The sequence below is a fragment of the Mycolicibacter senuensis genome, from assembly GCF_003284925.1.
GTDB classification, from domain to species: Bacteria; Actinomycetota; Actinomycetes; order Mycobacteriales; family Mycobacteriaceae; genus Mycobacterium; species Mycobacterium algericum_A.
Genome location: NZ_QMEX01000034.1, coordinates 1 through 23,656 on the forward strand (window position 1 = coordinate 1; position 23,656 = coordinate 23,656).

The window sequence follows — 23,656 nt, forward strand, 5'->3', positions numbered from 1 at the left end:
AGAGCGCCTGGCAGGTGCTGCAGGACGCCGCCGAACGCGCCGGCATCACCGCGAAGGTGTCACCGCACACGCTGCGGCACTCGTTCGCGACCCATCTGCTCGACGGTGGCGCGGACGTGCGGGTGGTGCAGGAGCTGCTCGGTCACGCCTCGGTGAGCACCACCCAGATCTACACGCTGGTCACGGTGAACGCGTTGCGTGAGGTCTGGGCCGGCGCCCACCCCCGCGCCCGCTAGTCGGCGCGACCTTTTGCGCGAGCAGACGCGTAAGCCCCCAAAAACACCCCGCGGAGGGGGCTTTCGCGACTGCTCGGCGGAAATCGAGTAGCCGTCTACTCTAGGCAGCGCAATCGGCTCGACGGAATCCTCAAGACAGCCCGGCACCCGCTGCCGGATCGGGTCGTGGAGGATCGAGATGGCACCCCTAGGTGAGCGCGCAATCGTGCTAGGCGCCAGCATGGGCGGATTGTTGGCGGCTCGCGTCCTGGCCGACTTCTACCGCAGCGTGGTCGTAGTCGAACGAGACGAGTTGCCCGACGAATCCGCACAGCGGCGCGGCGTCCCGCAGGGGCGGCATGTGCACGGCCTGTTGGCCGGCGGCGCGGCCGCCTTGAACACACTGTTTCCCGGCATGCTCGACGACCTTGTTGCCGCCGGTGGGCAAGCACTCGACGGCAGCAACCTGTCGCAAGTCTGGATGCGCCTCGGCGGACACGACTTGAACCGGTCGGGTGCATTCGGCGAGCCGCTCGTGTCGTATCTGGCCACCCGTCCGTTTCTGGAGGCACACGTTCGCCAGCGGGTGCGTTCTCTTCGCAATGTCTCCGTTATGGATGGTCACGATGTGGTGGAACTGGTTGCGCCCACCACAAACCGGGTCAGCGGCGTGCGGGTCGCGAATCGTGCAACGCGCGCTGAACACGAGCTGGACGCGGATCTGGTGATCGACGCGATGGGCCGGGCCGGGCGCACACCGGCGTTTCTGGACGCCCACGGCTATGGGCGCCCAGCAGAGGAACACATCACGGTGGTGGTGGCCTATGCCAGCCAGTTGCTGCGGATACCGACAGGCACGCTCACCGAGAAACTGATACTGGTCGGTGCGGTGCCGGAGCGGCCGACCGGTGGGGCGTTGTTCGCCTGCGAGCACGACACCTGGATGCTCACGCTGGCCGGGCTGGCCGGCCACGAACCGCCCACGGACCGCGCCGGAATGCTCTGTTTCGCCGCAGAATTCGCCCCGCCACCGATGATCGCCGCATTGCAAGCCGGCGAACCGCTGACCGAGGTATCGCGCTACCGCTATCCGGCCAGTGTGCGTCGCCGCTACGAAATGATGGCCCGGTTCCCGGCCGGTCTGCTGGTGTGCGGTGATGCCATGTGCAGTTTCAACCCGGTTTACGGGCAAGGCATGTCGGTGGCCGCGTTGGAGGCGATCGCGTTGCGCGACTGTCTTTCCCGCGGCAGCGAAGGCCTGGCCGCCCGGTTCTTCCGAGCTTCGGCCAGGCCGGTCAACGCGGCATGGCAGATGGCGTCGGGCGCCGACCTCGCGCTGCCCCAGGTCCAGGGCCGACGGTCGGCGCGGACCCGGCTGGCGAACCGCTATACCCAACGACTGCTCGCCGCAGCCGAATCCGACATCGTCATCACCGAGGCGTTCTTCCGGGCCATGAACCTGATCGACCCGCCGAGCACGCTGCTACGGCCGAAGGTCGTGTTCCGAACCGTAGCCGCCCAGCGACGCCGTAGATCTCCTGCGGTCGTTGTCCCGACAGCTGGGGAACCGACCCGTGCTTGAGGTGCTCGAGCGGCGTCCGCGCGGCGACGCCCACCCGGTATCGCTGGTTTTCGTGCACGGCGCCTGGCACGCGGTCTGGTCACCGGTAGGACCGTTCGGAACGTGAACACTCCCACGCTGGCATGATGCTCGAACCGGGCTGGTGCGCGGTGGCCGCACGAATCCACAGTTGGCTCGGTTCGCAGCGGACACAACACGGCCGCCAAGAAGCTCGGTACGGGTGAGACCTATCCCAGGTACGTCGACTCCAGCACCAAGTCGGACAACAGGCGCTGATACTCCACGTGGGTCTTGTGTTCGACCGTGTCCCAGTGCGTCCCCTGCTGCGCCCGCATGTATTCGCGGTAGCGCGGCGCTCCCGGCAGTTTGACGTTGTCGGCGACCACGACCGACCCCGGATGCAGCCAACCGCGGTCCAAAATGCTGTGGAGGTCCGACAGGTAGGCGTCCTTGTCGTGGTCGAGGAACAGGAAATCCAGCGCACCGGCGGCGAAGCCGTGTCGTGCGGTCAGTGCGTCCAGCGTGCGCCCGCCGTCACCGATGGTGCCCACCACGCAGGTGATCCGGTCGGCCACCCCGGCGTGTGCCCAGATCTGCCGGGCATTGTCGGCATTGGCCTCCGCGAGCTCGACCGAGTAGACCCGGGCAGCCGGAGCGGCGCGGGCGATACGCAGGGCGCTGTAGCCACAGTAGGTGCCCAGCTCCAGGGCCAGCGCCGGCTGCACCCGCTGCACCGCGGCGTCGAGCAGAGCGCCCTTCTCGTCGCCGATGTTGATCAGCAGCGACTTCTCGTAGGCGAACTCGTCGATGCGGGCTAGCACGTCGTCGATATCGCCGGCTCGGGCATGGGCCAGCACGTAGTCGACGGCGGCGGCTTCGCGGCCGTCGCCGATCTGGCCGGTGGTGGTGATGTTGCGGGCACCGGTCGCCATCCGCAGGAACGACCACCGCAGGAAGGGGAGGCGTCGTTTCAGGCTCATGGCTGCGATCCTATGGCGCTCGGCACGCCGTGGCGGACTGTTCATGTAGCGGGTATGGGCGTCGGTCACCGGTTAGACTTCTTCGGATGTTCGCCACGACCACGCCGACTCGGCCATGAGCGACGACGACAGCTCCGCCGTCGGCTTGACCGGGCGTCCCCCGCGCGACATCCCCGAGCCGCAGCCCCGCGCCACGCACGGCCCCGCCAAGGTCATCGCGATGTGCAACCAGAAGGGCGGCGTCGGCAAGACCACCTCGACCATCAACCTCGGCGCGGCGCTGGCCGAGTACGGCCGCAAGGTGTTGCTGGTGGACCTGGACCCGCAGGGCGCGCTGTCGGCCGGCCTGGGGGTGCCGCACTACGAACTGGCGCATACCGTCCACAACCTGCTGGTGGAGCCGCGGGTCGAGATCGATGACGTGCTGATACAGACCCGCGTCGAGAACCTGGACCTGGTGCCCTCCAACATCGACCTGTCGGCCGCCGAGATCCAGCTCGTCAACGAGGTGGGGCGGGAGCATTCGCTGGCGCGGGCGCTGCGCCCGGTGCTGGACCGCTACGACTACCTGCTGGTGGACTGTCAGCCGTCGCTGGGGCTGCTCACGGTCAACGGGCTGGCCTGCGCCGACGGGGTGCTGATCCCGACCGAATGCGAGTACTTCTCGCTGCGCGGGCTGGCGTTGCTGACCGACACCGTCGAGAAGGTCCGCGACCGGCTGAACCCGAAGCTGGAGATCAGCGGCATCCTGCTGACCCGTTACGATCCGCGCACCGTCAACTCCCGGGAGGTGATGGCGCGGGTGGTGGAGCGCTTCGGCGACCTGGTGTTCGACACGGTGATCACCCGCACGGTCCGGTTTCCCGAGACCACCGTGGCCGGGGAGCCCATCACCACCTGGGCACCCAAGTCCGGCGGCGCACAGGCCTACCGCGCGCTGGCCCGCGAAGTCATCGACCGATTCGGCGCGTGAGTACCGACGCCCAGACCGACACCGAAACGGCCGCCACCGGTTTCCGCGTTCGCCTGACCAACTTCGAGGGTCCGTTCGACCTGCTGCTGCAGTTGATCTTCGCGCATCGCCTCGATGTCACCGAGGTGGCCTTGCACCAGGTCACCGATGATTTCATCGGCTACACCCGTGACGTCGGCGCGCAGCTGGAGCTGGAGGAGACCACGGCGTTTCTGGTGATCGCCGCCACGCTGCTCGATCTCAAGGCGGCCCGGCTGCTGCCGGCCGGACAGGTCGACGACGAAGAGGACCTGGCGCTGCTGGAGGTCCGCGACCTGCTGTTCGCCCGGCTGCTGCAGTACCGGGCGTTCAAGCATGTGGCGCAGATGTTCGCCGAACTGGAGGCCGCCGCGCTGCGCAGCTATCCGCGCGCGGTCTCGCTGGAGGACGGCTTCGCCAACCTGCTGCCCGAGGTGATGTTGGGCGTCGACGCCGAGTCGTTCGCCCAGATCGCGGCGGCGGCGTTCACCCCGCGCCCGGTTCCGACCGTGGGCACCGAGCATCTGCATCAGGTGATGGTGTCGGTACCAGAGCAGGCCGGTGTGCTACTGGCGATGCTGGAGGCGCGCGGCACCGGTCAGTGGGCGTCGTTCTCGGAGCTGGTCGCCGACTGCGAAGCGCCGATCGAGATCGTCGGCCGCTTCCTGGCGCTGCTCGAGCTGTATCGAGCGCGGGCGGTAGCATTCGATCAGTCAGAACCACTTGGTGTGCTCCAGGTGTCGTGGACCGGTGAACGTCCCAGCAATGAAGACCTGGTGAAAGCAGAATCGGCCGAGTAGTGCGAGACGAGTTGATGACTGACCACATGCCCGAACCCGAGGTGTCCGACGGCGCCGCGGCTGCGGAAACGGTGGACGACCCCGACACCGGCCAACAGCAGGCTTCCGGCGGCTCGGGCTCCGACCTGGGCATCGACGTCGCCTTGGCCCCCGAACTCGAGGACGCCGAGTTGGGCGCGGTGCTCGAGGCCTTGCTGCTGGTGGTTGACACCCCGGCGACCGTGGAGTCGTTGGCTGCCGCCACCGATCAGCCGGTCTACCGGATCACGGCCAAACTGCGGGCGATGGCCGACGAACTCGCCGACCGCGACAGCGGTATCGATTTGCGCGAGGCCGGCGGCGGCTGGCGGTTCTACACCCGCGCCCGGTTCGCCCCCTACGTTGAGCGCCTCCTGCTCGACGGCGCCCGCTCCAAACTGACCCGCGCCGCCCTGGAGACACTGGCGGTGGTGGCCTATCGCCAGCCGGTGACGCGTGCCCGGGTCAGCGCGGTGCGCGGCGTCAACGTCGACGCGGTGATGCGCACGCTGATGGCGCGCGGCCTGATCACCGAAGCCGGCGCGGACGCCGACACCGGCGCGGTGACGTTCGCCACCACCGAGCTGTTCCTGGAGCGGCTGGGACTGTCGTCGCTGGCCGACCTGCCCGACATCGCGCCGCTGCTGCCGGACGTCGACGTGATCGACGATCTGAGCGAATCCCTGGACAGCGAACCGCGTTTCATGAAACTCGGTGGTGTGCCGGCGGCCGACCAGCCGCTGACGTTCGATGTGGACCACCTCTGATGGCCTGGCCGGACGCCGAGGGCGTGCGCCTGCAGAAAGTGCTGTCGCAGGCCGGGGTCGCCTCGCGGCGGGTCGCCGAGAAGATGATTCGCGACGGCCGGGTCGAGGTCGACGGTCAGGTGGTGACCGAACTGGGCACCCGGGTTGATCCCGCGACCTCGGTGATCCGCGTCGACGGGGCGCGGGTGAGCGTCGATGACACCCGGGTCTACCTGGCGCTGAACAAGCCACGCGGTGTGCACTCGACGATGTCGGATGACCGCGGCAGGCCGTGCATCGGCGACTACGTCGAGCATCGGGTTCGCGGTGATGCCAAGCTTTTTCACGTCGGACGGCTCGACGCCGACACCGAGGGGCTGATGCTGCTGACCAACGACGGTGAGTTGGCGCACCGGCTGATGCACCCGTCGTATCAGGTGCCCAAAACCTACGTGGCCACCGTGCTCGGATCCGTTCCGCGCGGGCTGGGAAAGAAGCTGCGCGAGGGCGTGGAACTCGACGACGGGCCGGCGAAGGTCGACGACTTCGCAGTGGTCGACGCCGTGCCCGGCAAGTCAATGGTGCGGGTGACCCTGCACGAGGGCCGCAAGCGTATCGTCCGCCGGATGTTGGCCGCCGTCGGGTTCCCGGTCCAGGAGTTGGTACGCACCGACATCGGCTCGGTTGCGCTGGGGGAGCAGCGGCCCGGAACCATTCGGGTGCTGAACCGCAAGGAGATCGGCGAACTATATACGGCGGTCGGACTATGAGCGCGGGCCGTCTGGCCGTCGTCGCCATCGACGGACCGGCTGGAACCGGAAAGTCGACGGTCGCACGGGGATTGGCGAAGGCACTGGGATCGCGCTACATCGACACCGGCGCCATGTACCGGGCCGTCACACTGGCGGCGCTGCGCGCAGGCGTGGCCCTCGATGACGCCGACGGTATCGCCGCCGTCGCCCAGAGCGCCGAGGTCTCGGTGGATTCCCAGCCCGACGGCGACCGCACTTACCTTGGTGGAGAAGATGTTTCGAGAGAGATTCGCGGTGACGAGGTGACCGGGGCGGTGTCGGCGGTGTCGGCGGTACCCGGAGTGCGTACCCGCTTGGTGGCCCTGCAGCAGCAACTGGCTGCTGCCGGTGGCGGCGTGGTGGTGGAAGGCCGTGACGTTGGAACTGTGGTGCTGCCCGGTGCCGACGTGAAGATCTTCCTGACCGCCTCGGCCGAGACACGCGCCCAGCGCCGCAACGACCAGAACATCGCGGCCGGCCTGCGCGACGATTACCCCGGTGTGCTGGCCGATGTGCGGCGGCGCGATGAACTGGATTCCACCCGGGCGGTGTCACCGCTGCGGCCCGCCGACGACGCGGTGATCGTGGACACCGGAGAGATGAGCCAGCAGCAGGTGATCGACCACCTGCGCGACCTGGTCGAGCAACGCTGCGGGGCGATCCGATGAGCACTTCGGAATCCGACGGCACCTGGTTCGACGAGACCGACTGGGAGATCGGCGAAGACGGTGGTTTCGATGCGAATGTCGAGGACTCCGGGCCGCCGCCGGTGGTGGCCGTGGTGGGCCGGCCCAATGTCGGGAAGTCAACACTGGTCAACCGCATCCTGGGGCGGCGCGAAGCCGTCGTGCAGGACCTGCCCGGCGTGACCCGCGACCGGGTCTCCTATGACGCACTGTGGACCGGACGCCATTTCGTGGTGCAGGACACCGGCGGCTGGGAACCCGACGCCAAGGGCCTGCAGCAGCTGGTCGCCGAGCAGGCGGCGGTGGCGATGCGCACCGCTGACGCGGTGATCCTGGTGGTGGACACGGTGGTCGGTGCTACCGCCGGCGACGAGGCGGCCGCCAAGATCCTGCGCCGCTCCGGCAAACCGGTGTTCTTGGCCGCCAACAAGGTTGACAGCGAGCGCGCTGAGGCCGACGCGGCGGCGCTGTGGTCGCTGGGGCTGGGCGAACCGTTCACGGTCAGCGCGCTGCACGGTCGCGGGGTGGCCGATCTGCTCGACGAGGTGGTCGCCAAGCTGCCCGAGGTGGCCGAGGTATCGGCGGGCAGCGGCGGCCCCAGACGGGTCGCGTTGGTCGGCAAGCCCAACGTCGGCAAGAGCTCGCTGCTCAACCGGCTCGCCGGCGATGAGCGTTCCGTGGTGCACGACGTCGCCGGCACCACCGTCGACCCCGTCGACTCGCTGATCGAGATGGACGGCAAGATCTGGCGTTTCGTCGACACCGCCGGGCTGCGCCGCAAGGTCGGGCAAGCCAGCGGACACGAGTTCTACGCCTCGGTGCGCACCCACGGCGCAATCGATGCCGCCGAAGTGGTGATCGTGCTGGTCGATTCGTCGCAGCCACTGACCGAGCAGGACCAACGAGTGATCTCGATGGTGGTCGAGGCGGGCCGCGCGGTGGTGCTGGCCTACAACAAGTGGGATCTGGTCGACGAGGATCGCCGCTACCTGCTGGACAAAGAGATCGACCGGGACATGGCCCGGCTGGCCTGGGCGCCACGGGTGAACATCTCGGCCAAAACCGGTCGCGCCGTGCAGAAGTTGGTGCCCGCGCTGGAGACCTCGCTGGCATCGTGGGATACCCGGATCTCCACCGGCCAGCTCAATTCCTGGCTCAAAGAAGTCGTCGCCGCGACGCCGCCGCCGGCGCGGAGCGGCCGTGCACCGCGAATCCTGTTCGCCACCCAGGCCACCGCTCGCCCGCCGACATTCGTGTTGTTCAGCACCGGATTCTTGGAGGCCGGCTACCGCCGATTCCTGGAGCGACGGCTGCGCGAGACGTTCGGGTTCGAGGGCAGCCCGATCCGGATCAATGTGCGGGTGCGAGAGAAGCGGGGCGCCAAGCGCACCCGTTGAGGCCTCGGAGAAGGGGGAGCCGGTGCCGGTTTCGCAGATGGTGTTGATCATCCTGGCCGGGGTGGGCGCCGGGGCCGTCAATACCCTGGTCGGTTCCGGCACGCTGATCACCTTCCCGACACTGGTGACGCTGGGTTTCCCGCCGTTGACCGCGACCATCTCCAACTCGATCGGCCTGGTGGCCGGCGGGATGTCCGGCACCTGGGCGTACCGCCGGGAACTACGAGGGCAGTGGGATCGGCTGCGCTGGCAAGTCCCGGGATCACTGATCGGTGCCCTCTTCGGCGCCTACCTGTTGCTGCACCTGCCCGAAGCCGTTTTCAACCGCGTGGTCCCGGTACTGCTGGTGGGGGCGCTGGTGCTGGTGGTAGTCGGTCCGAAGATCCAGGCGAACGCCCAGCGCCGGGCCGAGCAGGCCGGTCGCTCGCTTGACCAGTTGAGTCGTGGCCGGATGGTGGCTTTGACGCTGGGTACCTTCGCGGTCGCCGTCTACGGTGGCTATTTCTCTGCGGCGCAGGGCATTCTGCTGATCGGTGTGATGGGCGTACTGCTGCCCGAGTCGATGCAGCGGATGAACGCGGCGAAAGTGCTGCTGACGTTGTTGGTCAACGTGGTCGCCGCGCTGGCCTACATCGTCACGGCATACGACCGGATCAGTTGGGAGGCAGCGGCATTGATCGCCGTCGGATCTCTGATCGGCGGGTATCTGGGCGGCCACTACGGGCGGCGGTTGTCGCCGAACGCACTGCGGGCGGTGATCCTCGTGGTCGGCCTGATCGGGCTGTATCGGCTGCTGGCGGTCTGAGCGCGTCAGATCGCGTCGCGGTTACGCCACCGTTCCCAGCGGTTGCGCGGTCGGCGCAACGCCGACATCACCGTGCTCATCGGTGCGGCCTTGTGCTGCACCGGTTGCGCGGCTTCGGGCTGGACCAACGCCGGTTTCTCGCCTTCCCACCACACCGGTTCCAGCAGCGCCGAGACCACCGGGATCGCGCGCTGGACGCTCTTGCGTCCCCATTGACAGGCCCGCTCGATGGTGGCCGCCGACGGCGCCAGGTTGACCGGTGACAGTGTCGGGGAGAACCGGACCAAGTGGTCGGCGTAGGGGGCGTTGCGCACCATCTGCAGCTGGATCGCCTGGGTGATGGGCACCAGCCACAGGTGCCGCGGATCCCACTGCGGTTGGAAGCAGTCGAAGGCGAGGTAGCAGGCGTTGCGGGTGCCCAGCCGGCCGTCGCGGACCCGCTTCCAGGCCAGCTCGACGGGGACGTTGCTGGCCGCGCCGCCGTCCACCAGCGCGCCTACGTCGTTGTCGGCGAGCAGCGCATCGAACATCGGCACCATCCGAGGGTCCTTGGTCTCGTGATGCAGCACCCCGGGGATCGCCGAGGAGAACGACGCCGCATCGACGACGTTGACGTCGCGGTCCGGGTCGTCGCCGCCGATGACCAGCGGTTTGACCACCCGTGGGTCGATGAAGGCGGCCGTCTGCCACAGCCGGGCGGCCACCTGCGGGCCGAGTCCGATCGGCAGATAGGGGAATGAGCGCAGCTGCAGGGCGGCCAGCCGCTGATTGCGATACCGCGCCGGCAGGGCGGCAAAGGGCTGGCGGCGGACGCCGGCGACCACCGCGTCGAACGGGATGGCCAGCTCCGACATCCGCATCAGCTCGCCATCCTCGCCGCGGAACATGGCGTCGGCGAACTGATCGAAGTTCAGTGAGAACACCCCGGTCAGGCCGTGGCGCCGCCGCAGCCGTTCCGGTCCCAGGATGGCCCGGAACGACACCGTCTTCGCCCACGCGACGTACTCCTCGATGGGCACCGGCAGGGTCCGGCTGACCACCGATCCCAGGATCGAACCGAACGACGAGCCGATCAGATAGTCGGGGACCGGTCCGGCCTCCAACAGCGCATTCATGCCGCCGATGTAGACGAATCCGGCCCCGCCGCCACCGCCGAGCACGGTGACCAGCTTCTTGTGGCCCACCTCGGCGTCGAGTTCGCGTTGGGAGAACTCATAACCGTGGCGCTCGATCAGCTGCGCGCGCTGCTCGTCCTGATCGGCGGCCAGCCCGCCGAGTGCATCGCGCGCGGCGGTCAGCGCGATCACCGGGTCGCGCTCCTCGCGCAACGGGCCGTACAGAGCGTCGCTCACCCTGTCTCGCCACGGGGCCAGTTCTGCGCCGACGGAGACATCACCGCGTCCGCGGCTGCCGTGTGGGCCGGCGGCCCCGGGCTCGAAGTCACCCAGCCGGGCGAAGTTCAGCAGGTAGCGCAGCCGGCGCAGCTGTTCGGCGGAGAGCACATCGGGATGGCGCAGCGAGTGCCGGATCAGCCGGTTCTCCATCTTCTGCAGCAGCAGGAGGGCGTCACCGGGGTCGACGGTATCGACGACGTCGTCGGTGACGGCGTCCTCGGTGGTTCCGGGGATGTGCATCGGGTCAGGGCGGCGATCGACCATGCCGAGCATTGCTTCGACGAAGGGGATCTGCATCAGTCGCGGTTCCTGGGGTTCTGGGCGTTGCGGAGGGGAGGCACGCTCGCGTGGCGAGCCTACGCGTCTCGATCCGGGCGGCTGGTGCCCTCACGCGGGTTCGGTGCGCCGTGTTGCTTGCGGTAGGCTTTCGACCTGCTGCCGGGGTTGTTCGGCAGTGGCGGGCTGTGGCGCAGTTTGGTAGCGCACTTGACTGGGGGTCAAGTGGTCGCAGGTTCAAATCCTGTCAGCCCGACCATATGACCAGCGCGGATGCAAATCCGTGCAAGGTACGTGCAAGACGCGACGTGGCCCCAACAGAGGGAGTCACGATGAACCGCACCACACCCGCTAAGGCTCGTTTCGAGGTCGTGTCGGAGGGCAGTGCAACGCTGCCGAACATGATGACAACCACCACACACACCGACCTGCCCATCCCGACTGGCGCGACCACCGTCGACGATTGGGAGGGTGGCGGCCGGCTCTTCACCGGTTCCACCATGAAAACCATCGAAGCGTCAGGCACGCTGCGTGACGACGTATGCGTCTACACGGGCGGCCTGCAGCACGACGACGGCACCTACTCGTGGGAGGTTGTCGCCGGCAACCTGCACGCCGACCACCCGTTGACCGCAGCCCAGGCCCGCCAGATCGGTGAGGCGCTGATCGCGGCAGCCGACGAGCTCGACGCGATCGCCGGGGCGGTGACCCGATGACCGCGACGACAGTGCCGCAACTGCCCATCGGAGCCACCCGCGCGCACGAGTTCGACCCGGAGGACGGCAACCGCCTCATCTGCGCCGAGCTGGGCGAGGTGGAGTTGTACGCGTTGCAGGGGTATGACGGCAATCTGACCAGCGTCGGCGCGCTAGTCAATCAGGGGGACGACCACTGCAGCGTCGGGTATTCAGCGGCGCAGCTCCGTGCCTTGATCCCCATGCTGGAGCGCGCCGCCGACCTCGCCGAGCAGTGGGCGGCGCTATGAGAACCGCCGGCGCTGCCGTCCTGCTGGCCCTGAGCGCCATCCTCGCCGCCCCGGCGCACGCGGACCCAGCGGGCAGTGCGATCTGCCGACTCCTGGCCGCCGGAAACACACCCGAGGGTCTGGAGAACTCGGTCACGGTGCGCCAGGTGCTCGGGCCGGACGCCACCGATGCCGATGCGCGGGTGTATATCCGCACCGTGGTCGCTGGGCAGTGTCCGCAGTACTTGTGGCGGTTCTAGCATCGACCACCGACAGAACCGGCCCCTGGCGATTGCTGGGGGCCGGTTCTTTGTATCAACCTTTGTGCCATGCGGGCGCGGGGTGACCGGCTCTGGCGGACATGCTGGGGCCGGTTTTCGTGCCCAGTCGTTAGGCGCCGACGAACGACTCGTAGGTGTCCCGGGGTCGTGGAACCCCCTTGGTGGCCCGCCGGGCTTACGCGCCCTCTATAGCCTTCATCTCGACGTAGGCGCGGATGATCTCCGGTAGCCGGAACGCTCCCTTGTGCTCGGACACCATCGGAATCAGGCAGGCATCTGGCCCCACCCGATCGGAACTGGCCAGACGAACAATGGCGCCGTAGCCCTTCTCTAACTCGCCGGCCCGGTGCTCGATGATGTACGCCCGGTCCTCAGGGCGCACGTTCGACGACCACCAGTGGTCCAATTGTTCGCGGATCACCTCTAGTTGGCCCGCAACCCCGCCAGCAAGCCTCAAAGACCCCGGCTCGCCGCCCGATACCCAATGAGCGTCCTGGCAGACGCCTGGGCCGTTCGGGAGCGCAAACCGAACTGCAAGGTCATTGCTCAAGGCACCGCGCGGGTTCCGCAGCAGGCGAACCTGCAGGTGCGGGTGCAACTGGTAGAACCACGACAGGTCACTAGCATTAGCTTCAGACATGAGCGGGACGCTACGCCCGACGACCGACAACGCAACCGTTAGCCGGCGACGAACGGTTCCTATTACCGTGCGTCTACGGCCCACAGTTGCCGAAGACGGGCAAAGGATTACGGGTTGCTGGCTAGTACAAGTCGTTTGATCCAAATAGGGTACCCACGGCATTCCACATTGTTTGAATTGTCCGAACCGCTTGGCCTAGTGGGTCTTCCTGCTCGGAATCGGTGCCGATGGTGACCTCGAACGTCTTCGGCGTCGACTCGTCGTAGTGCATCCGGATCGCGTTGAACTGGTCGGTGTAGAGCAAGCCGTCAATCTCGAATAGTGCGCGGGTGCCCAAATCGAAGTCGTAGAACACCGAGTAGGGGCGGCGATTCCAGATAGCAACCTTGAACGCCTGATACGGCCGGGTCTTCCAATGCCCTTGGCGCAGGGTGAGTGCCGAGCTGATGGTGTAGGCGGTCCCGCCACCCTCCTGCGTGAAGTACTCCAGGTATCCGAAGTTGCCGCTTGAGATTTCGCGCAACGGGTCGGTGTAGCGCATGAACGCCAGCAGCATGTTGTCGAACTGGCCTTGGTAGACCTCTTCCAGGCCGGAGCCTTGAGGCGCAGGGCCGGTTTGGTTCGTGGGACCGCCACCAACGTTGACGATTTGAAATTGGCTCAGGGCATATTTGATGCCGAATGTCTGTAACTGATTCACCCAGCCGGGACTCTTGCCGCCGACCAGGATCGACTTGGCTTTGCTCTTGAAGATCGCCCGCTCGGAGGTCTTGATCGGAGACGTTGGTGTGGAGTCGCGGAACACGATGGAGGGCAGCTTCGGCGCGATGCCCAACATGTCTCGGATGTAGGGCGGCACAGGGTTATTGGTGCGCGGGTCAATCGCGTCAGCGTCGACGAATGAGTACAGCAGCTCCGAGATCAGGTCATCAGCCGTGGCTGCGACCAGGTTCACCGCACCATCGACAGCGGTGCCGGTCAGGCCCACTACGCCCGACTTGTCCTCAACCGCAAGAACAATGCACGCGCGTCCCGGACGCGCCGCCTCCTGGCCGATCAGCGCAGCCAGCTCCGGATGCGGGGAATCCTCATCCTCCGGCAACCAGGTGTAGGCGCGAACATTACAGCCGGAATCCTTGAGCAATCCGGCTGTGGTGTCGTGCGCCGGCGACCATCGCGTAGCGATCACACTGAACCGGCTGGTGTCGGTGAAGGGATTCACGAACTGCATTTGGATCGGCCAGTTCAGCGGCGACCACAGCTTGCCGTCCGACAACGGCTTCACCCACGCGCCAGGATTTAGGGCATTGTCGATGATGCCCAACGGGGGCCAGAAGATGCGGGCCAGGTTGATGAACCCGGTCGTTGACACAATCGTGCGCGTGTTGCCAGGCAGCACCCACGCCTTGAGGGGCTGGATCTCCGGGGCGAACCACGGCGTGGCCGCGAAATACAAGTGCTTCCAATGCTCGCGGTTCTCGGCGACGTCAAAGTGCAACTCGTGCAAGCCCTGTTCGGTGCGCACGTTGCGCACGGCAGTCACCTTGCCGCCCCACCGCCACCGCCAGTTGCGATTGTTCGGATAAGGATCGATGGTGATGTTCAGGTCGTCGTTCGCCCGCACATCGGTGCGGAGGAACTTGTTGATCCAGTCCGAGCCGCGCACCACAATCGAGCCCGTGCCCGTGTCATGCAGGCGCTGCTCGACATCGACAGACTTCTCACCGCCGATACGGCCGATGAAGTTGTGGTCCTTGTCCCACAACCGGATCAACGGCCTTTTGCGTGATTCGGCGTCCTTGACCTGACGCTTGGCGTGCGCGTAGCGGTAGGCAGAGATCGGGGACGTCAGCGGGTCGGGGACACCGCCCTCGCCGGGGGCGGGTAGCTTGATTACCATGGCCGAACCCCGACATTTGCTACGTTTGCCGGAGTTTGCTGGAAGTTTGCTGGCCAGGCCGCAAAAGTTCCCCGGGAAGCGTACATAAAGTATTCCGAGCCCGCGCACGATGATTTGCCCACCCCACGGTAGGGGGTCGCTACCGGGCTTATCATCGCAGGTAGGCGATGTTTTGATGTTTGCTGGTCGTTTGGCCTGGTCGTGAGGTCAGTGGGCATGTCCCGACATCCAAATGTTTGCTGGAAAGTTTGCTGAGGAGTTTGCTGGGTTTGCTTGGGGGCGGCGGACCGAGTGGTAACCGGTCACTCGGCCCGCCGCAGGTGCAGGTGAGCGGGCGAACCGCTCGGGCCTGCACCGTGGGGGCGCAGCCTCGACGCGAGGTCGAAAGGAGTCGAAATCCCCTCGCGGAAGCTGCGCCCTGTCCTTAGCTCTCGGCGTCGTCGTCGGCGACCGTGAACCGGCCCAGCCGGCTGGGCCGCACGACGCTCCAGCCCACAGCCCACGTGGCGCGCATGACCACGGCGTGGGCCTTGAAGGCGGCATGCTCGGACACCGCCACCTCGACGGGGCCAACGGCCGAGACGACCTGCGTGCGGTCGATCACCAAACCGGTGTTCGACGGCAGCCACCGTGAGCGCAGCACCGGCAGGGACAGCAACAGGGGGGCAGCGTCGTCGGTGCCGGCGCCGAGCAAGGAGGCGTTGATCTGGTCGCCGCCTACCTTCAGCTTGCGCAGGTTCGCCCAGGTTTTGGGGTCGACAATGATGCCGCTGGGGTGGGCGCCGTTGTTCTCCAGCGTGGCAATCAGGTCGATCAGGGCATCGAGGTCGCCGTCGACTTCACCGCCGTTGACCACTCCGGTGACATTCAGCAGGCCGGTGGATGGCTGGCTGGAAGCGTCACCAAGGTAGGCGTTGTCACACTTTTGAATGAGGTCGCGGGCCACCGACATCGAGACCTGCTCGGCGGTCTGGGTGGAGCGATACTGCTGGCTTGATAGTGTCACCAACCTTGATATGCGCTTGCTATGTAGCACGACTTCATCGAGGTCCGGCGCGTCGTCGGTGATCTCGGCGGCCTCGTTGACGTAGGCGGCGCTCTCGGCGTCGGTCACGAACGCCACGCGAACGGATGGCTCGTCGCCCTCGATGGAGCCGGCCACAGTGGAGGTCTGCAACAGCAAGGCATCACCGACGACATCAGGCGGGGAGAAAAAGACGCTATCTGGCCGCCACGGATAGTCAGCCGTGGCGGTAGTCAAAGTAGCCATAACTCAAGCTCTTTCGGATCGGCACAGGCCGCGAAAGCGCAAAGGCGGCAGCCTGCGAAAACTGGTTAGTCTTCACGGCTGCCGCCTGGGCTAGTCCGGCGCCCCCACTGGGGTACGCCCGTCCAGTCTACCTCTTACTGCGCATGTTTGGCGGCCTAAAGGCGTCGGCGAATGACGGTTCCGGCTTGCCGGGTCCGATGGGGTCGTTGCCCGTGACGATGGACGTCGACTCAGTGACCGATGCGGGCTTGCGCCAGTGCGGCTTTGCGGCCAGCGTGGCGTTCACCGCCGTGGTCAGCCGTTCGGTATCGACATTGCCCTCATCATCGAGGACATCGGCCAGGTCGGTGGTCGACCAAAAATCCGAGGCATCGCGGAAGTGTTGCGCCACCGTGGTTGTCACGTTTTGACGCTGCGCCGCGGCCAAACGTTCTGCCAGGGCATCGCGCTCCGCTTCGGTGTCACGCAGCTTGGTGCGCCACTTGGCCGCCTCACGGTTCGGATTGTCGGTGGCGTCACTCTGGCCCTCCTGCGCCTCGGGGGCCTCGGAGGGCGCCTCTGCGGCCTCGGTGGTGGTGTCGGGGGTGTCGGGGGTCTCGGCCATCACGACGGTCCTTCCAGGTGTTGGGTGAAGATTGAGCGAAGCTGGAGCATGACTGCCTCGCCGGTGGTGTCCAACAGCTCCGCCAGCTCGGTCACACAGTGTCGCGTGACCGACACTGTGGACGCGAGTATGCGGGTCAGCTCCACCATGTCGCGACCCTCAAGCAGTGCGGCGACACTGGGTAGATGGCCGTGGCGCTCAATGAGGGCGAGCGCCGTCAGTAGGGCGTCATCGCGGTTGAGTGGATCTTTCATTTCTTTCCTTTCGTGGGGTTAATTCGGCGGCGGTGTGTGGGCACACTCGGCGCAGTGGCCGGCGGCCAGGGATTCGGGCCGGCACAGAACTGTGCCGCAGGGACAGCGGGGATCTGCTACATCTGCGCCAGCGATGCCGGGTTCTGTAGCGGATGTAGCGGATGTAGCGGATATGTCGGGTAAGTACCGCGACCAAGCGTCGACGAACTGGGAGGTGGTGTATCCGCGCAACCCCCGCTCCCCGGCATGGAGTTTCGAGCCGATGCCGTACTTACTCAGTCGCTGTGACAGACCACGACTATCGAGGGGCTCACCACGGCGAATGGTCGACCAGGGTGACTCGTCCATCCGATTCAGCTCGGAGAGCAACTGTTCGGTGGTGAGCTGGTCGGCACCAAGGTCAGTGAACGCTTGCCTGATGTCGCGCAGGAGAAGAACGCCGACACTTGGGACCTTCTGCTTGGATGCTGCTACAAGTGCTACAGCCGCTCCGCGTGCCCGTTGTGGCCAGTCCCCGCCGGCAAGGTCGGCCACGGCAAGCAGGGCCTCCCATACGTCGGCGTCACGGTCAGTAACCGAGTCGGGAAGTTCGGGCCAGAAGTCCCCGGACAGGCGGGCCGCTACCGCAGGAGATGTGCACCAAGCGGTCAGACCGTCTCGTAGCGCGTGCGCTTCCGGGTGATTGACCCGCGGTCGCCAGGGTTCGACATCCTCACCGGGTGCTCGTCGACGCATTCGCACCACCACCGATCGCGACATGATGGTGTCGGGCAGGTCGTCGAGACCGGCGAGCATGACCGCGCAGTAGGCGGGCAGTTCTTCGGTTTCGACCACCTTGCCGCGCATCACGCACCGGCCTGCGGTCGCGCCCTTGCGGTGACCAGCATTGAGCATCCCGCGGATGTCTTCGTTGTCCTTGGCCTTAGGCCCGAACACCGTGTCGATTTCGTCGAACAAGATGGTGGGCCGCCCGTCCTCGTCGGAGACCTTGCGGAACAAGTACGCCGGGGTGGTGTTCACCGCGTGCACCGGACGAGGGACCAGGGGTTCGGTGACCTCAAGTGCCCTCGACTTCCCGGAGCCCGGCTCTGGTGACAGGAACGCGATGCGTGGTGTGGACTCCCAGTGGTCCATCAGCCACGCGTGAACTATCCACAGCACGTGGGCAACTCGGGCGTGATGACTTGGGTACACCACAAACCGGGCCAGGAAGTTCTCCAGGTCATCAAGCAATCGCGACCCGGCTGTCTGGCCGTCTTCGTCGGGCCAATCCGGCTCGGGATAGTCGCGACCGTACGGAATGTCAGACATGGGACACCACCTGATGCAGTCGCACGGCGAGCACCCGGTCAGGACCGCCTCGCCGCCACAGCGCACGGCATACGTCGGTCTCAACGATGGGAGTCAGCCCTTTGGATTCGAGGTGGTCAATGGTGTGGTGCCAGAGCTCGAGCTGGTGTTCCGACATGGGAATCGGCTCGTATTCCATCGGCCACGGGTCGCCACCAGGGATGCGCTTCGCTCCGTCGCGGCGCAGGTTCAATGGGTGAGCCATCTAGACCACCCCCAGGCGGTGAGCGCACCGAGGGCCGACGCCCGCGAGGACAGATGCCCTGCGCGTCAAAGCGTGTCCGCAGACTTCACACGGCACCGCGAGCTGATACCCAGCGGCGGCGGCAAGGTCGGCTAGAATGGCGGCGCGCGTTGTTGAGTGGTTAGCGGGAAGGCCGGTCCTACTGGGGCCGGCTTTTTCGTGGGGCGGGCTCCCCCCGCGGCGGGTGGCCATCAGGCGCCCCCACCGATGGGCTCCATGATTCGCTCTAGTTCGGTCATGTCGACCTTGATGAGGCGCGGGCCAACGCGGTAGCCGGCGATCAAGCCTTTTGCGAGCCAGCGTCGGACTGTGCGCGGATTGACGTCAGCGGCCTCGGCAGCGGCAGCGATAGACATTAGGCGAGGTTGGGATTTATTGACGGGCATTGCATTGCTCCAAAAACAAGTGTGGAGACGTGAGCGCAATCAATCACCCGTCTCCACCTTCGGGTGTGATGCTGCTCGACGTCTCCACTTGGAAGCGAATGCCGTTGCGGCTTTCCGTCGTTCACCACTTAACGTGCGCGGTGCCGTTGCGGCGCGGCTTATCGTTCTCGTGGTTAGCGTGCTGTTTAGTTGTCGCGCCGTTTCGGCGTCTGTCCTCAGACTACATGTTTGTCCCGACGCGGCAGTTTAGGTTTCGTCGGCGTGTTGGGGCCGTGCAAGCTTTGACATCCGCTCAGCCACGCCGGCATCGCGGTTCTCGGCCACGTGTTGGTATCGCAAGGCCATCGCGGGTGTCGTATGTCCGAGGCGGTGCATGAGTTCGGCTGTGGTGGCGCCGGATTGAGCGGCTAGGACCGCGCCGACGTGGCGCAGATCATGCACCCGGAAGTTCGGCTTGCCGATGGCTGCGCGGGCCTTCTCCCACGGATATTGATACTCGTAGTGTCGGACATGGCCGCCAGCCTTCCCGGTGAACAGCAGAGCCTCACCGGCCTTGCCGACATGCTCTTTGAGGTGCCGCTTGAGGGCCGGCCGGATATGCGGCGGGACGTTGACGGTACGGATACCGGCTGACGTCTTCGGCTCACCGACATGGATGGAGCCGTCGCGGTAGGTGACCGCGCGGCGAACATGGACGGCGCTGCAATCAGGTTCGATGTCCTTGCGCCGCAACTCGGAGGTCTCGCCCCAGCGCAGACCGCACCAGGCAGCCAACGTCACGCTCATCTGTAGATGCTTGGGCATCTTCCCAGCGAGCTTGTCTAGCTCGGCCGGGGTCAAGACGTCGACTTGGTGGCGGCGGCTCGTGTGTGAGGCTTTGGCGATTCGGCACGGGTTGCCGTCCAGCATCTCGTCCTGCACGGCCGTAGCGCAGATGCCGTGCAAGAGCGAGTAGGCATGGGCGTTGCGCGTCGGGGTCTCGGTGCCCAGCTCCGAGTGCCACGCGCGCACCTGGGCGGGGGAGAGCTTTGCCAACTTCACATCGCCCAGCTCGGGCAGGATGAGCCGGTCCAGCAGCGAGCGGTATAGCTGTCGTGTGCGCGGGCGCAGTCGACGCTGCTCTAGCCAGCGGTCCGCGTACTTCGCCAGCGTGATCCCGTCAGAGCGTTCGGTGGCACCCCACGTGCCCAAGTCGATTTTTCGCCGCTCGGCGGCCAGCCAGCCCTCGGCGTCGACCTGGGCCGCGAACGTGTGCTTGGCCTTGTGCACGTTGCCGTCCGGGCCGGTGTAGGCAGCTTGATACCGCCCGGATGGGAGCTGTCGCAGTCGGCCGAATCCGCGCTTCTTGGTTGCCATCGTGACCGGCCCTTCCGATTGCCGTGCAAGATTCGTGCAAGTTTAATGTACCGTTGTGTCTGACAGTGTCCTATACTGTCACTGCGGTTGGAGTGCACTTGACGCAGGTCAGGGCGGGAAAACCGCAGATAGAAGAACCGGCCACATCGTGTCTGCTAGCAGGTTCAAATCCTGTCAGCCCGACAGAGTTTTCGCAGGTCAGCATGGCATCGACCGCCCGATTCGGCCTCGGAGGGGCAGCTGCCGCCCGTGCGCTGCAGATGGCGTTGGTCGTCTGTGGTGACGTACCGTCGCGCACCCGCCGCCAACAGGCCCTGGGTACGGTGCCTCAACGCTCACTGGACACGCTCGGGTCTGCCGGCGGGGAACGCGCCCGGTGGCCCGGCAAGATAAGCCGACACCCAGCGCAACAGCCCCGGTGAATGCGGCTGACCGACGCCGATACGCACGCGCGTAACAAAGTCACCGGCCTCGGCCGCGTTGATGCGGATCTGGGCGTTGATCACCTCGACGACCCGCTCGTGGGAAAGATCCTCGGCCAGGATCACTTCAACAGGTCTCCAGCTCTGCCGCATTACGCTCATCTTCCTCGGGGCCGGTCTGACCAACGAACCGCCCTGGGCCCCGTTGCGGGGCCCGCTGTCGGTACCGGCCGCTCAGCCCAGGTGGAACACGACCTCAAGCACCAGGAATCCGAAGACGCTCAGTCCAAGGATCGCTGCGACTACCGGGAGCACGAGTATCGGATCTTTCATGTGTCGCAACATATTCCGGCACCGCCCGCGCGAAGCCCAAGTGTGACCCCAGTCACTGCGGTTGAGGACTTAAGTCCGTGAGCAGTACCCGAACCGGCCTCGATTCGTGGCGGCAGTCACACCCAGGCGCGCCGCTTTCTCGCTCGTCGTGGCCCGCGACGAGGTCTTCGCGCGCCATCGACGACGCCACGCCGTCGGCGACTGGCGGCGCTGAGGCGCTGAGGCGGTTCAACCAACACCTTGGCTCGGTGGCCCTATTCTCGGGCCATGGGTCGAAACCCGTGGTTCTGGTTCAGCGCTGCAGTGGTCACTGCGACCGTGATACTCGCCATCGGAACCATCGCGGCATTCCGTGTTGACCTCGATGTCGATTGGTACGCGGGAGCGGGGCAGTGGCTCGGTGCTGCGGTTTCGGTGCTCGCCGCCGGGACAGCTCTATGGATCGCGACGAATGACCGCAAGAAAGCAGACGCGGACCGTCGGGCCGACCGGGCGCAGCTTGAAGCGGATCGCCGGGCCGACCGGGCGCAGGTCGAAGCGGATCGCCGGGCCGACCGGGCGCAGCTTGAAGCGGATCGCCAGGCCGAGAGGGCGCAGCTCGAAGCCGACCTGCTCCGGGAAGCGGGGCTGGTGCGACTTACCGATCTGTCGAACCGAGGTGATCCCCACACCGACCACAGTCAGCGACCGCCTACTGGCGGAGAAGTCTCTGTCACGGTCCGAAACCATCGAGTGGACCGAATCTCCGACCTGGATCTGAGAGTCGTTGCGGCACCGCCAGCAGAAGGTGATGCGCCGAATCCGGTGGCTGTCAAGCAGCTATGGACGAAGGCAGACCTGAACGACCCCGACGCCGAGGATGATCCACGGAAATGCTCCATCGCTTCTGATGACAAGCTCTACATCACGTCCAGGCTGAATCCATGGGCCGAGGCGGTATCGGTCACGTTGCGGTACACGGACCAACGCGGGGCGTCGATGGCAGGTCGATCCCGGCGGAAACGTCGAACGCGTCACGGATCGATCATCACCTTGACCACCGGCTCCATTCGGACGCCCATGCCAGTCGCCGCGGCCTTGCTGTTCAGCGAGGCTGTAACCGTCAGTGAGCCGACCAACAACTGAGCGACCGTGCGGGTCAGCCGCGTCGTCCTGACCGCTCGGCGACGATGTATCCCGCGGTGTCAGCCAGCAACTCGGCCGAAACCGGAACGATGACCTGCTGCGTAATTCCTTGTTGCGCAACATCGCTTGGACCAGCGCGCGACCGATGCTTCCGTTGTCGTCGGTGAGCGGGTGAGCGCGGCGTTGGTTTGCCGTGCCGTAGCTATTCGCCAACCTGTCGGACAGTGCTGCCACGCTATCTACATGGACGCCGTCACGAGATTCGGACCGTATATCGGAGACCTGAGGAAGTCGGACCCCGCTGTCGTCCGGCGGACCGGTCACCATATCGCCAGATCGCGGAAACTGGCCCGTCACGTTGTGCTCTTGACGGCCCTGAGCATCACCGTCTTCGCTGCACCGGCGGCCGCTGACCCGGCCGGTAGCGCGATCTGCCGGCTGCTGGCCGCCGGCAACACGCCCCAGGGACTGGAGAACTCGGTGACCGTGCGGCAGGTGCTCGGGCCGGACGCCACCGCCGCCGACGCGCGGGTGTACATCCGATCGGTGGTTGCGGGCCAGTGCCCGCAGTTCCTGTGGCGGTTCTAGTCGCGCGCGCCAACGGCAATGCGCTGGTAAGCGGTACATCGCGCGCACCGTGATCGTCGGCGGTGCCGGACCGACCGTTGACCGCGGTCGCCGCCCGTTTTAAGCTGTCGATACTGACAACACCTGTTGTCCAAAACGGTCCAACACTGACTGGGAGTGCGCGCTGGTGACTCAAGATATGTCGGAAACCCGTCCGGCGGCCGACGATGCGGCGATGGCCCCGGGCTGTCCGGTGAGCACCGGCGGCTACGACACGCCACCGGTTCCGCTCGGCCCCGACTCGCTGACCTGGAAGTACTTCGGTCAATGGACGGGCCTGTTTCAGGGGACCTGGGCGGGCTCGATGCAGAACATGCACCCGCAGCTGGGCGCGGCGGTGAAGGATCACTCGATCTTCTTCATGGAGCGCATCCCGCGACTGATGCGGTCGATCTACCCGATCGGCGGCGTGGTGTTCGACGGCTACCGCGCCCCGCAGACCGGCGCCGAGGTCCGCGACTACCACATCGGCATCAAGGGCGTCGACGAGCAGGGCCGCCGGTACAACGCGCTGAACCCGGACGTCTTCTACTGGGCGCACGCCACGTTCTTCAAGTCGACGCTGCTGGCCGCCGAGAAGTTCGCCGGCGGACTCAGCGAGGACGACAAACGGCAGCTCTTCGACGAACACGTCACCTGGTACCGCATGTACGGCATGAGCATGCGTCCGGTGCCCAAGACCTGGGAGGAGTTCTGTGAGTACTGGGACCACATGTGCACCAACGTGCTGGAGAACACCTGGGCCGCCCGCGAGGTCATGGATCTGTCGACCATGCCCAAACACCCGTCGCTGCAGTGGATTCCCGACTGGCTGTGGGCGCTGAACCTCAAGGTAATGCAGCGCTTCCTGACGTTCATGACGGTGGCCCTCTACGACCCGCCGGTGCGCGAACTCATGGGCTACAGCTGGTCGGCGCGACAGGAGCGGCTGCACGGGTATCTGTGCAGGGCGATCACGCTGGTCTCCAAGTACGGGCCGAAGCGCGCACTGATGCACCCGCGCAAGCGGTCGGCGTTGGACCGTGCCTCGGGCCGTCTCCCCGTCGACGCCCCGCTGGTGCAGACCCCCGCGCGTAATCTGCCACCGGTCGAATACCGCGACAGCCCCCACTTCTATTGCCCGAAGGTCGACTGAACCGCCGGTTACCCTGGCCGCCCGCGATAATCGATTACCGATCGAAGCGATCTCGAGAGGGCGGGGCGGTGGCGCTAGTTGGTT

General features: G+C 66.1%; 28 protein-coding genes and 1 tRNA gene. 16 read left to right on the forward strand and 13 right to left on the reverse strand.

Going from position 1 to position 23,656, the window contains the following annotated elements:
• Nucleotides 1-236 (forward strand): tyrosine-type recombinase/integrase (locus DQP56_RS10590; protein WP_165824974.1); only part of this gene is annotated, 236 nt, incomplete at its 5' end.
• A 220-nt stretch (nucleotides 237-456) separates the two neighbouring features.
• On the forward strand, nucleotides 457-1,797 hold the full coding sequence (locus DQP56_RS10595) for an FAD-dependent oxidoreductase (RefSeq protein ID WP_234825604.1): 1,341 nt from the start codon (nucleotides 457-459) through the stop codon (nucleotides 1,795-1,797).
• 227 nt (nucleotides 1,798-2,024) lie between these two features.
• Here DQP56_RS10595 and DQP56_RS10600 read toward each other — a convergent pair whose 3' ends face one another.
• A complete protein-coding gene (locus tag DQP56_RS10600; protein ID WP_112685189.1) occupies nucleotides 2,025-2,777 on the reverse strand; it encodes an O-methyltransferase in 753 nt (250 codons plus the stop codon).
• Between the two features lie 115 nt (nucleotides 2,778-2,892).
• On the opposite strand from DQP56_RS10600, the gene DQP56_RS10605 reads away from it, so the two are divergent.
• Genes DQP56_RS10605 through DQP56_RS10635 form a run of 7 tightly spaced genes read left to right on the forward strand, consistent with a single transcriptional unit; the run spans nucleotide 2,893 to nucleotide 9,011 of the window.
• Entirely contained in the window at nucleotides 2,893-3,750 is an 858-nt protein-coding gene (locus DQP56_RS10605) for a ParA family protein (protein WP_112685191.1), read from the forward strand.
• Complete coding sequence (locus DQP56_RS10610; RefSeq protein ID WP_112685193.1) at nucleotides 3,747-4,568, forward strand: segregation/condensation protein A; 822 nt, start codon at nucleotides 3,747-3,749, stop codon at nucleotides 4,566-4,568. The genes DQP56_RS10605 and DQP56_RS10610 overlap by 4 nt, the downstream gene beginning before the upstream one ends.
• 14 nt (nucleotides 4,569-4,582) lie before the next feature.
• Complete coding sequence (gene scpB, locus DQP56_RS10615) at nucleotides 4,583-5,353, forward strand: SMC-Scp complex subunit ScpB (RefSeq protein ID WP_234825605.1); 771 nt, start codon at nucleotides 4,583-4,585, stop codon at nucleotides 5,351-5,353.
• A complete protein-coding gene (locus DQP56_RS10620) occupies nucleotides 5,353-6,102 on the forward strand; it encodes a pseudouridine synthase (RefSeq protein WP_112685195.1) in 750 nt (249 codons plus the stop codon). The genes scpB and DQP56_RS10620 overlap by 1 nt, the downstream gene beginning before the upstream one ends.
• A complete protein-coding gene (gene cmk / locus DQP56_RS10625; RefSeq protein WP_112685197.1) occupies nucleotides 6,099-6,791 on the forward strand; it encodes a (d)CMP kinase in 693 nt (230 codons plus the stop codon). Before DQP56_RS10620 ends, cmk begins: the two co-directional genes overlap by 4 nt.
• Nucleotides 6,788-8,206, forward strand: a complete 1,419-nt coding sequence (gene der / locus DQP56_RS10630; RefSeq protein WP_112685199.1) for a ribosome biogenesis GTPase Der — start codon at nucleotides 6,788-6,790, stop codon at nucleotides 8,204-8,206. The genes cmk and der overlap by 4 nt, the downstream gene beginning before the upstream one ends.
• A 37-nt stretch (nucleotides 8,207-8,243) precedes the next feature.
• A complete protein-coding gene (locus DQP56_RS10635) occupies nucleotides 8,244-9,011 on the forward strand; it encodes a sulfite exporter TauE/SafE family protein (protein ID WP_112685265.1) in 768 nt (255 codons plus the stop codon).
• A gap of 5 nt (nucleotides 9,012-9,016) precedes the next feature.
• Here the strand turns inward: DQP56_RS10635 and DQP56_RS10640 are convergent, their stop codons facing one another.
• Nucleotides 9,017-10,702 carry a patatin-like phospholipase family protein gene (locus DQP56_RS10640; protein ID WP_112685201.1) on the reverse strand — a complete coding sequence of 562 codons (1,686 nt, stop codon included), beginning with the start codon at nucleotides 10,700-10,702 and terminating at the stop codon, nucleotides 9,017-9,019.
• 161 nt (nucleotides 10,703-10,863) lie between these two features.
• Here DQP56_RS10640 and DQP56_RS10645 point away from each other — a divergent pair.
• From DQP56_RS10645 to DQP56_RS10660, 4 genes are all read left to right on the forward strand, one after another.
• A tRNA-Pro gene (locus tag DQP56_RS10645) sits at nucleotides 10,864-10,940 on the forward strand.
• A 73-nt stretch (nucleotides 10,941-11,013) separates the two neighbouring features.
• On the forward strand, nucleotides 11,014-11,397 hold the full coding sequence (locus DQP56_RS10650) for a hypothetical protein (protein ID WP_112685203.1): 384 nt from the start codon (nucleotides 11,014-11,016) through the stop codon (nucleotides 11,395-11,397).
• A complete protein-coding gene (locus tag DQP56_RS10655; protein ID WP_112685205.1) occupies nucleotides 11,394-11,666 on the forward strand; it encodes a hypothetical protein in 273 nt (90 codons plus the stop codon). The genes DQP56_RS10650 and DQP56_RS10655 overlap by 4 nt, the downstream gene beginning before the upstream one ends.
• A complete protein-coding gene (locus DQP56_RS10660) occupies nucleotides 11,663-11,905 on the forward strand; it encodes a hypothetical protein (protein ID WP_112685207.1) in 243 nt (80 codons plus the stop codon). Before DQP56_RS10655 ends, DQP56_RS10660 begins: the two co-directional genes overlap by 4 nt.
• A 196-nt stretch (nucleotides 11,906-12,101) precedes the next feature.
• Here the strand turns inward: DQP56_RS10660 and DQP56_RS10665 are convergent, their stop codons facing one another.
• The 11 genes from DQP56_RS10665 to DQP56_RS10710 form a co-directional block, all read right to left on the reverse strand.
• Complete coding sequence (locus DQP56_RS10665) at nucleotides 12,102-12,566, reverse strand: hypothetical protein (protein ID WP_112685209.1); 465 nt, start codon at nucleotides 12,564-12,566, stop codon at nucleotides 12,102-12,104.
• Nucleotides 12,567-12,687: 121 nt separating this feature from the next.
• Nucleotides 12,688-14,466, reverse strand: a complete 1,779-nt coding sequence (locus DQP56_RS10670; protein ID WP_112685211.1) for a Gp37-like protein — start codon at nucleotides 14,464-14,466, stop codon at nucleotides 12,688-12,690.
• A gap of 424 nt (nucleotides 14,467-14,890) precedes the next feature.
• Nucleotides 14,891-15,736: a phage major capsid protein gene (locus DQP56_RS10675; RefSeq protein WP_112685213.1), complete on the reverse strand. Its 846-nt coding sequence runs from the start codon at nucleotides 15,734-15,736 to the stop codon at nucleotides 14,891-14,893.
• A gap of 127 nt (nucleotides 15,737-15,863) precedes the next feature.
• Complete coding sequence (locus tag DQP56_RS10680; RefSeq protein WP_112685215.1) at nucleotides 15,864-16,340, reverse strand: hypothetical protein; 477 nt, start codon at nucleotides 16,338-16,340, stop codon at nucleotides 15,864-15,866.
• Nucleotides 16,340-16,594: a hypothetical protein gene (locus DQP56_RS10685; protein WP_112685217.1), complete on the reverse strand. Its 255-nt coding sequence runs from the start codon at nucleotides 16,592-16,594 to the stop codon at nucleotides 16,340-16,342. Before DQP56_RS10685 ends, DQP56_RS10680 begins: the two co-directional genes overlap by 1 nt.
• Before the next feature lie 18 nt (nucleotides 16,595-16,612).
• Complete coding sequence (locus DQP56_RS10690; RefSeq protein WP_112685219.1) at nucleotides 16,613-17,905, reverse strand: DUF3631 domain-containing protein; 1,293 nt, start codon at nucleotides 17,903-17,905, stop codon at nucleotides 16,613-16,615.
• Nucleotides 17,898-18,149, reverse strand: a complete 252-nt coding sequence (locus DQP56_RS10695) for a hypothetical protein (RefSeq protein ID WP_133258916.1) — start codon at nucleotides 18,147-18,149, stop codon at nucleotides 17,898-17,900. The genes DQP56_RS10690 and DQP56_RS10695 overlap by 8 nt, the downstream gene beginning before the upstream one ends.
• The gene (locus DQP56_RS25750) at nucleotides 18,150-18,380 is read right to left on the reverse strand and encodes a DUF6011 domain-containing protein (protein WP_353617122.1); all 231 of its coding nucleotides are present in this window, start codon (nucleotides 18,378-18,380) and stop codon (nucleotides 18,150-18,152) included.
• A complete protein-coding gene (locus DQP56_RS10700; protein ID WP_205868844.1) occupies nucleotides 18,380-18,544 on the reverse strand; it encodes a helix-turn-helix domain-containing protein in 165 nt (54 codons plus the stop codon). Before DQP56_RS10700 ends, DQP56_RS25750 begins: the two co-directional genes overlap by 1 nt.
• A 276-nt stretch (nucleotides 18,545-18,820) precedes the next feature.
• Nucleotides 18,821-19,930 carry a tyrosine-type recombinase/integrase gene (locus DQP56_RS10705; RefSeq protein ID WP_112685225.1) on the reverse strand — a complete coding sequence of 370 codons (1,110 nt, stop codon included), beginning with the start codon at nucleotides 19,928-19,930 and terminating at the stop codon, nucleotides 18,821-18,823.
• Nucleotides 19,931-20,265: 335 nt separating this feature from the next.
• Nucleotides 20,266-20,505: a hypothetical protein gene (locus DQP56_RS10710; RefSeq protein ID WP_133258917.1), complete on the reverse strand. Its 240-nt coding sequence runs from the start codon at nucleotides 20,503-20,505 to the stop codon at nucleotides 20,266-20,268.
• A gap of 447 nt (nucleotides 20,506-20,952) precedes the next feature.
• On the opposite strand from DQP56_RS10710, the gene DQP56_RS24435 reads away from it, so the two are divergent.
• From DQP56_RS24435 to DQP56_RS10730, 3 genes are all read left to right on the forward strand, one after another.
• The gene (locus DQP56_RS24435; protein ID WP_133258918.1) at nucleotides 20,953-21,810 is read left to right on the forward strand and encodes a hypothetical protein; all 858 of its coding nucleotides are present in this window, start codon (nucleotides 20,953-20,955) and stop codon (nucleotides 21,808-21,810) included.
• Nucleotides 21,811-22,176: 366 nt separating this feature from the next.
• On the forward strand, nucleotides 22,177-22,398 hold the full coding sequence (locus DQP56_RS10725) for a hypothetical protein (protein WP_133258919.1): 222 nt from the start codon (nucleotides 22,177-22,179) through the stop codon (nucleotides 22,396-22,398).
• Nucleotides 22,399-22,576: 178 nt separating this feature from the next.
• Nucleotides 22,577-23,572 (forward strand): oxygenase MpaB family protein, encoded by a 996-nt coding sequence (locus DQP56_RS10730; protein ID WP_112685235.1) that lies wholly within the window; start codon nucleotides 22,577-22,579, stop codon nucleotides 23,570-23,572.
• Nucleotides 23,573-23,656 lie beyond the last annotated feature (84 nt).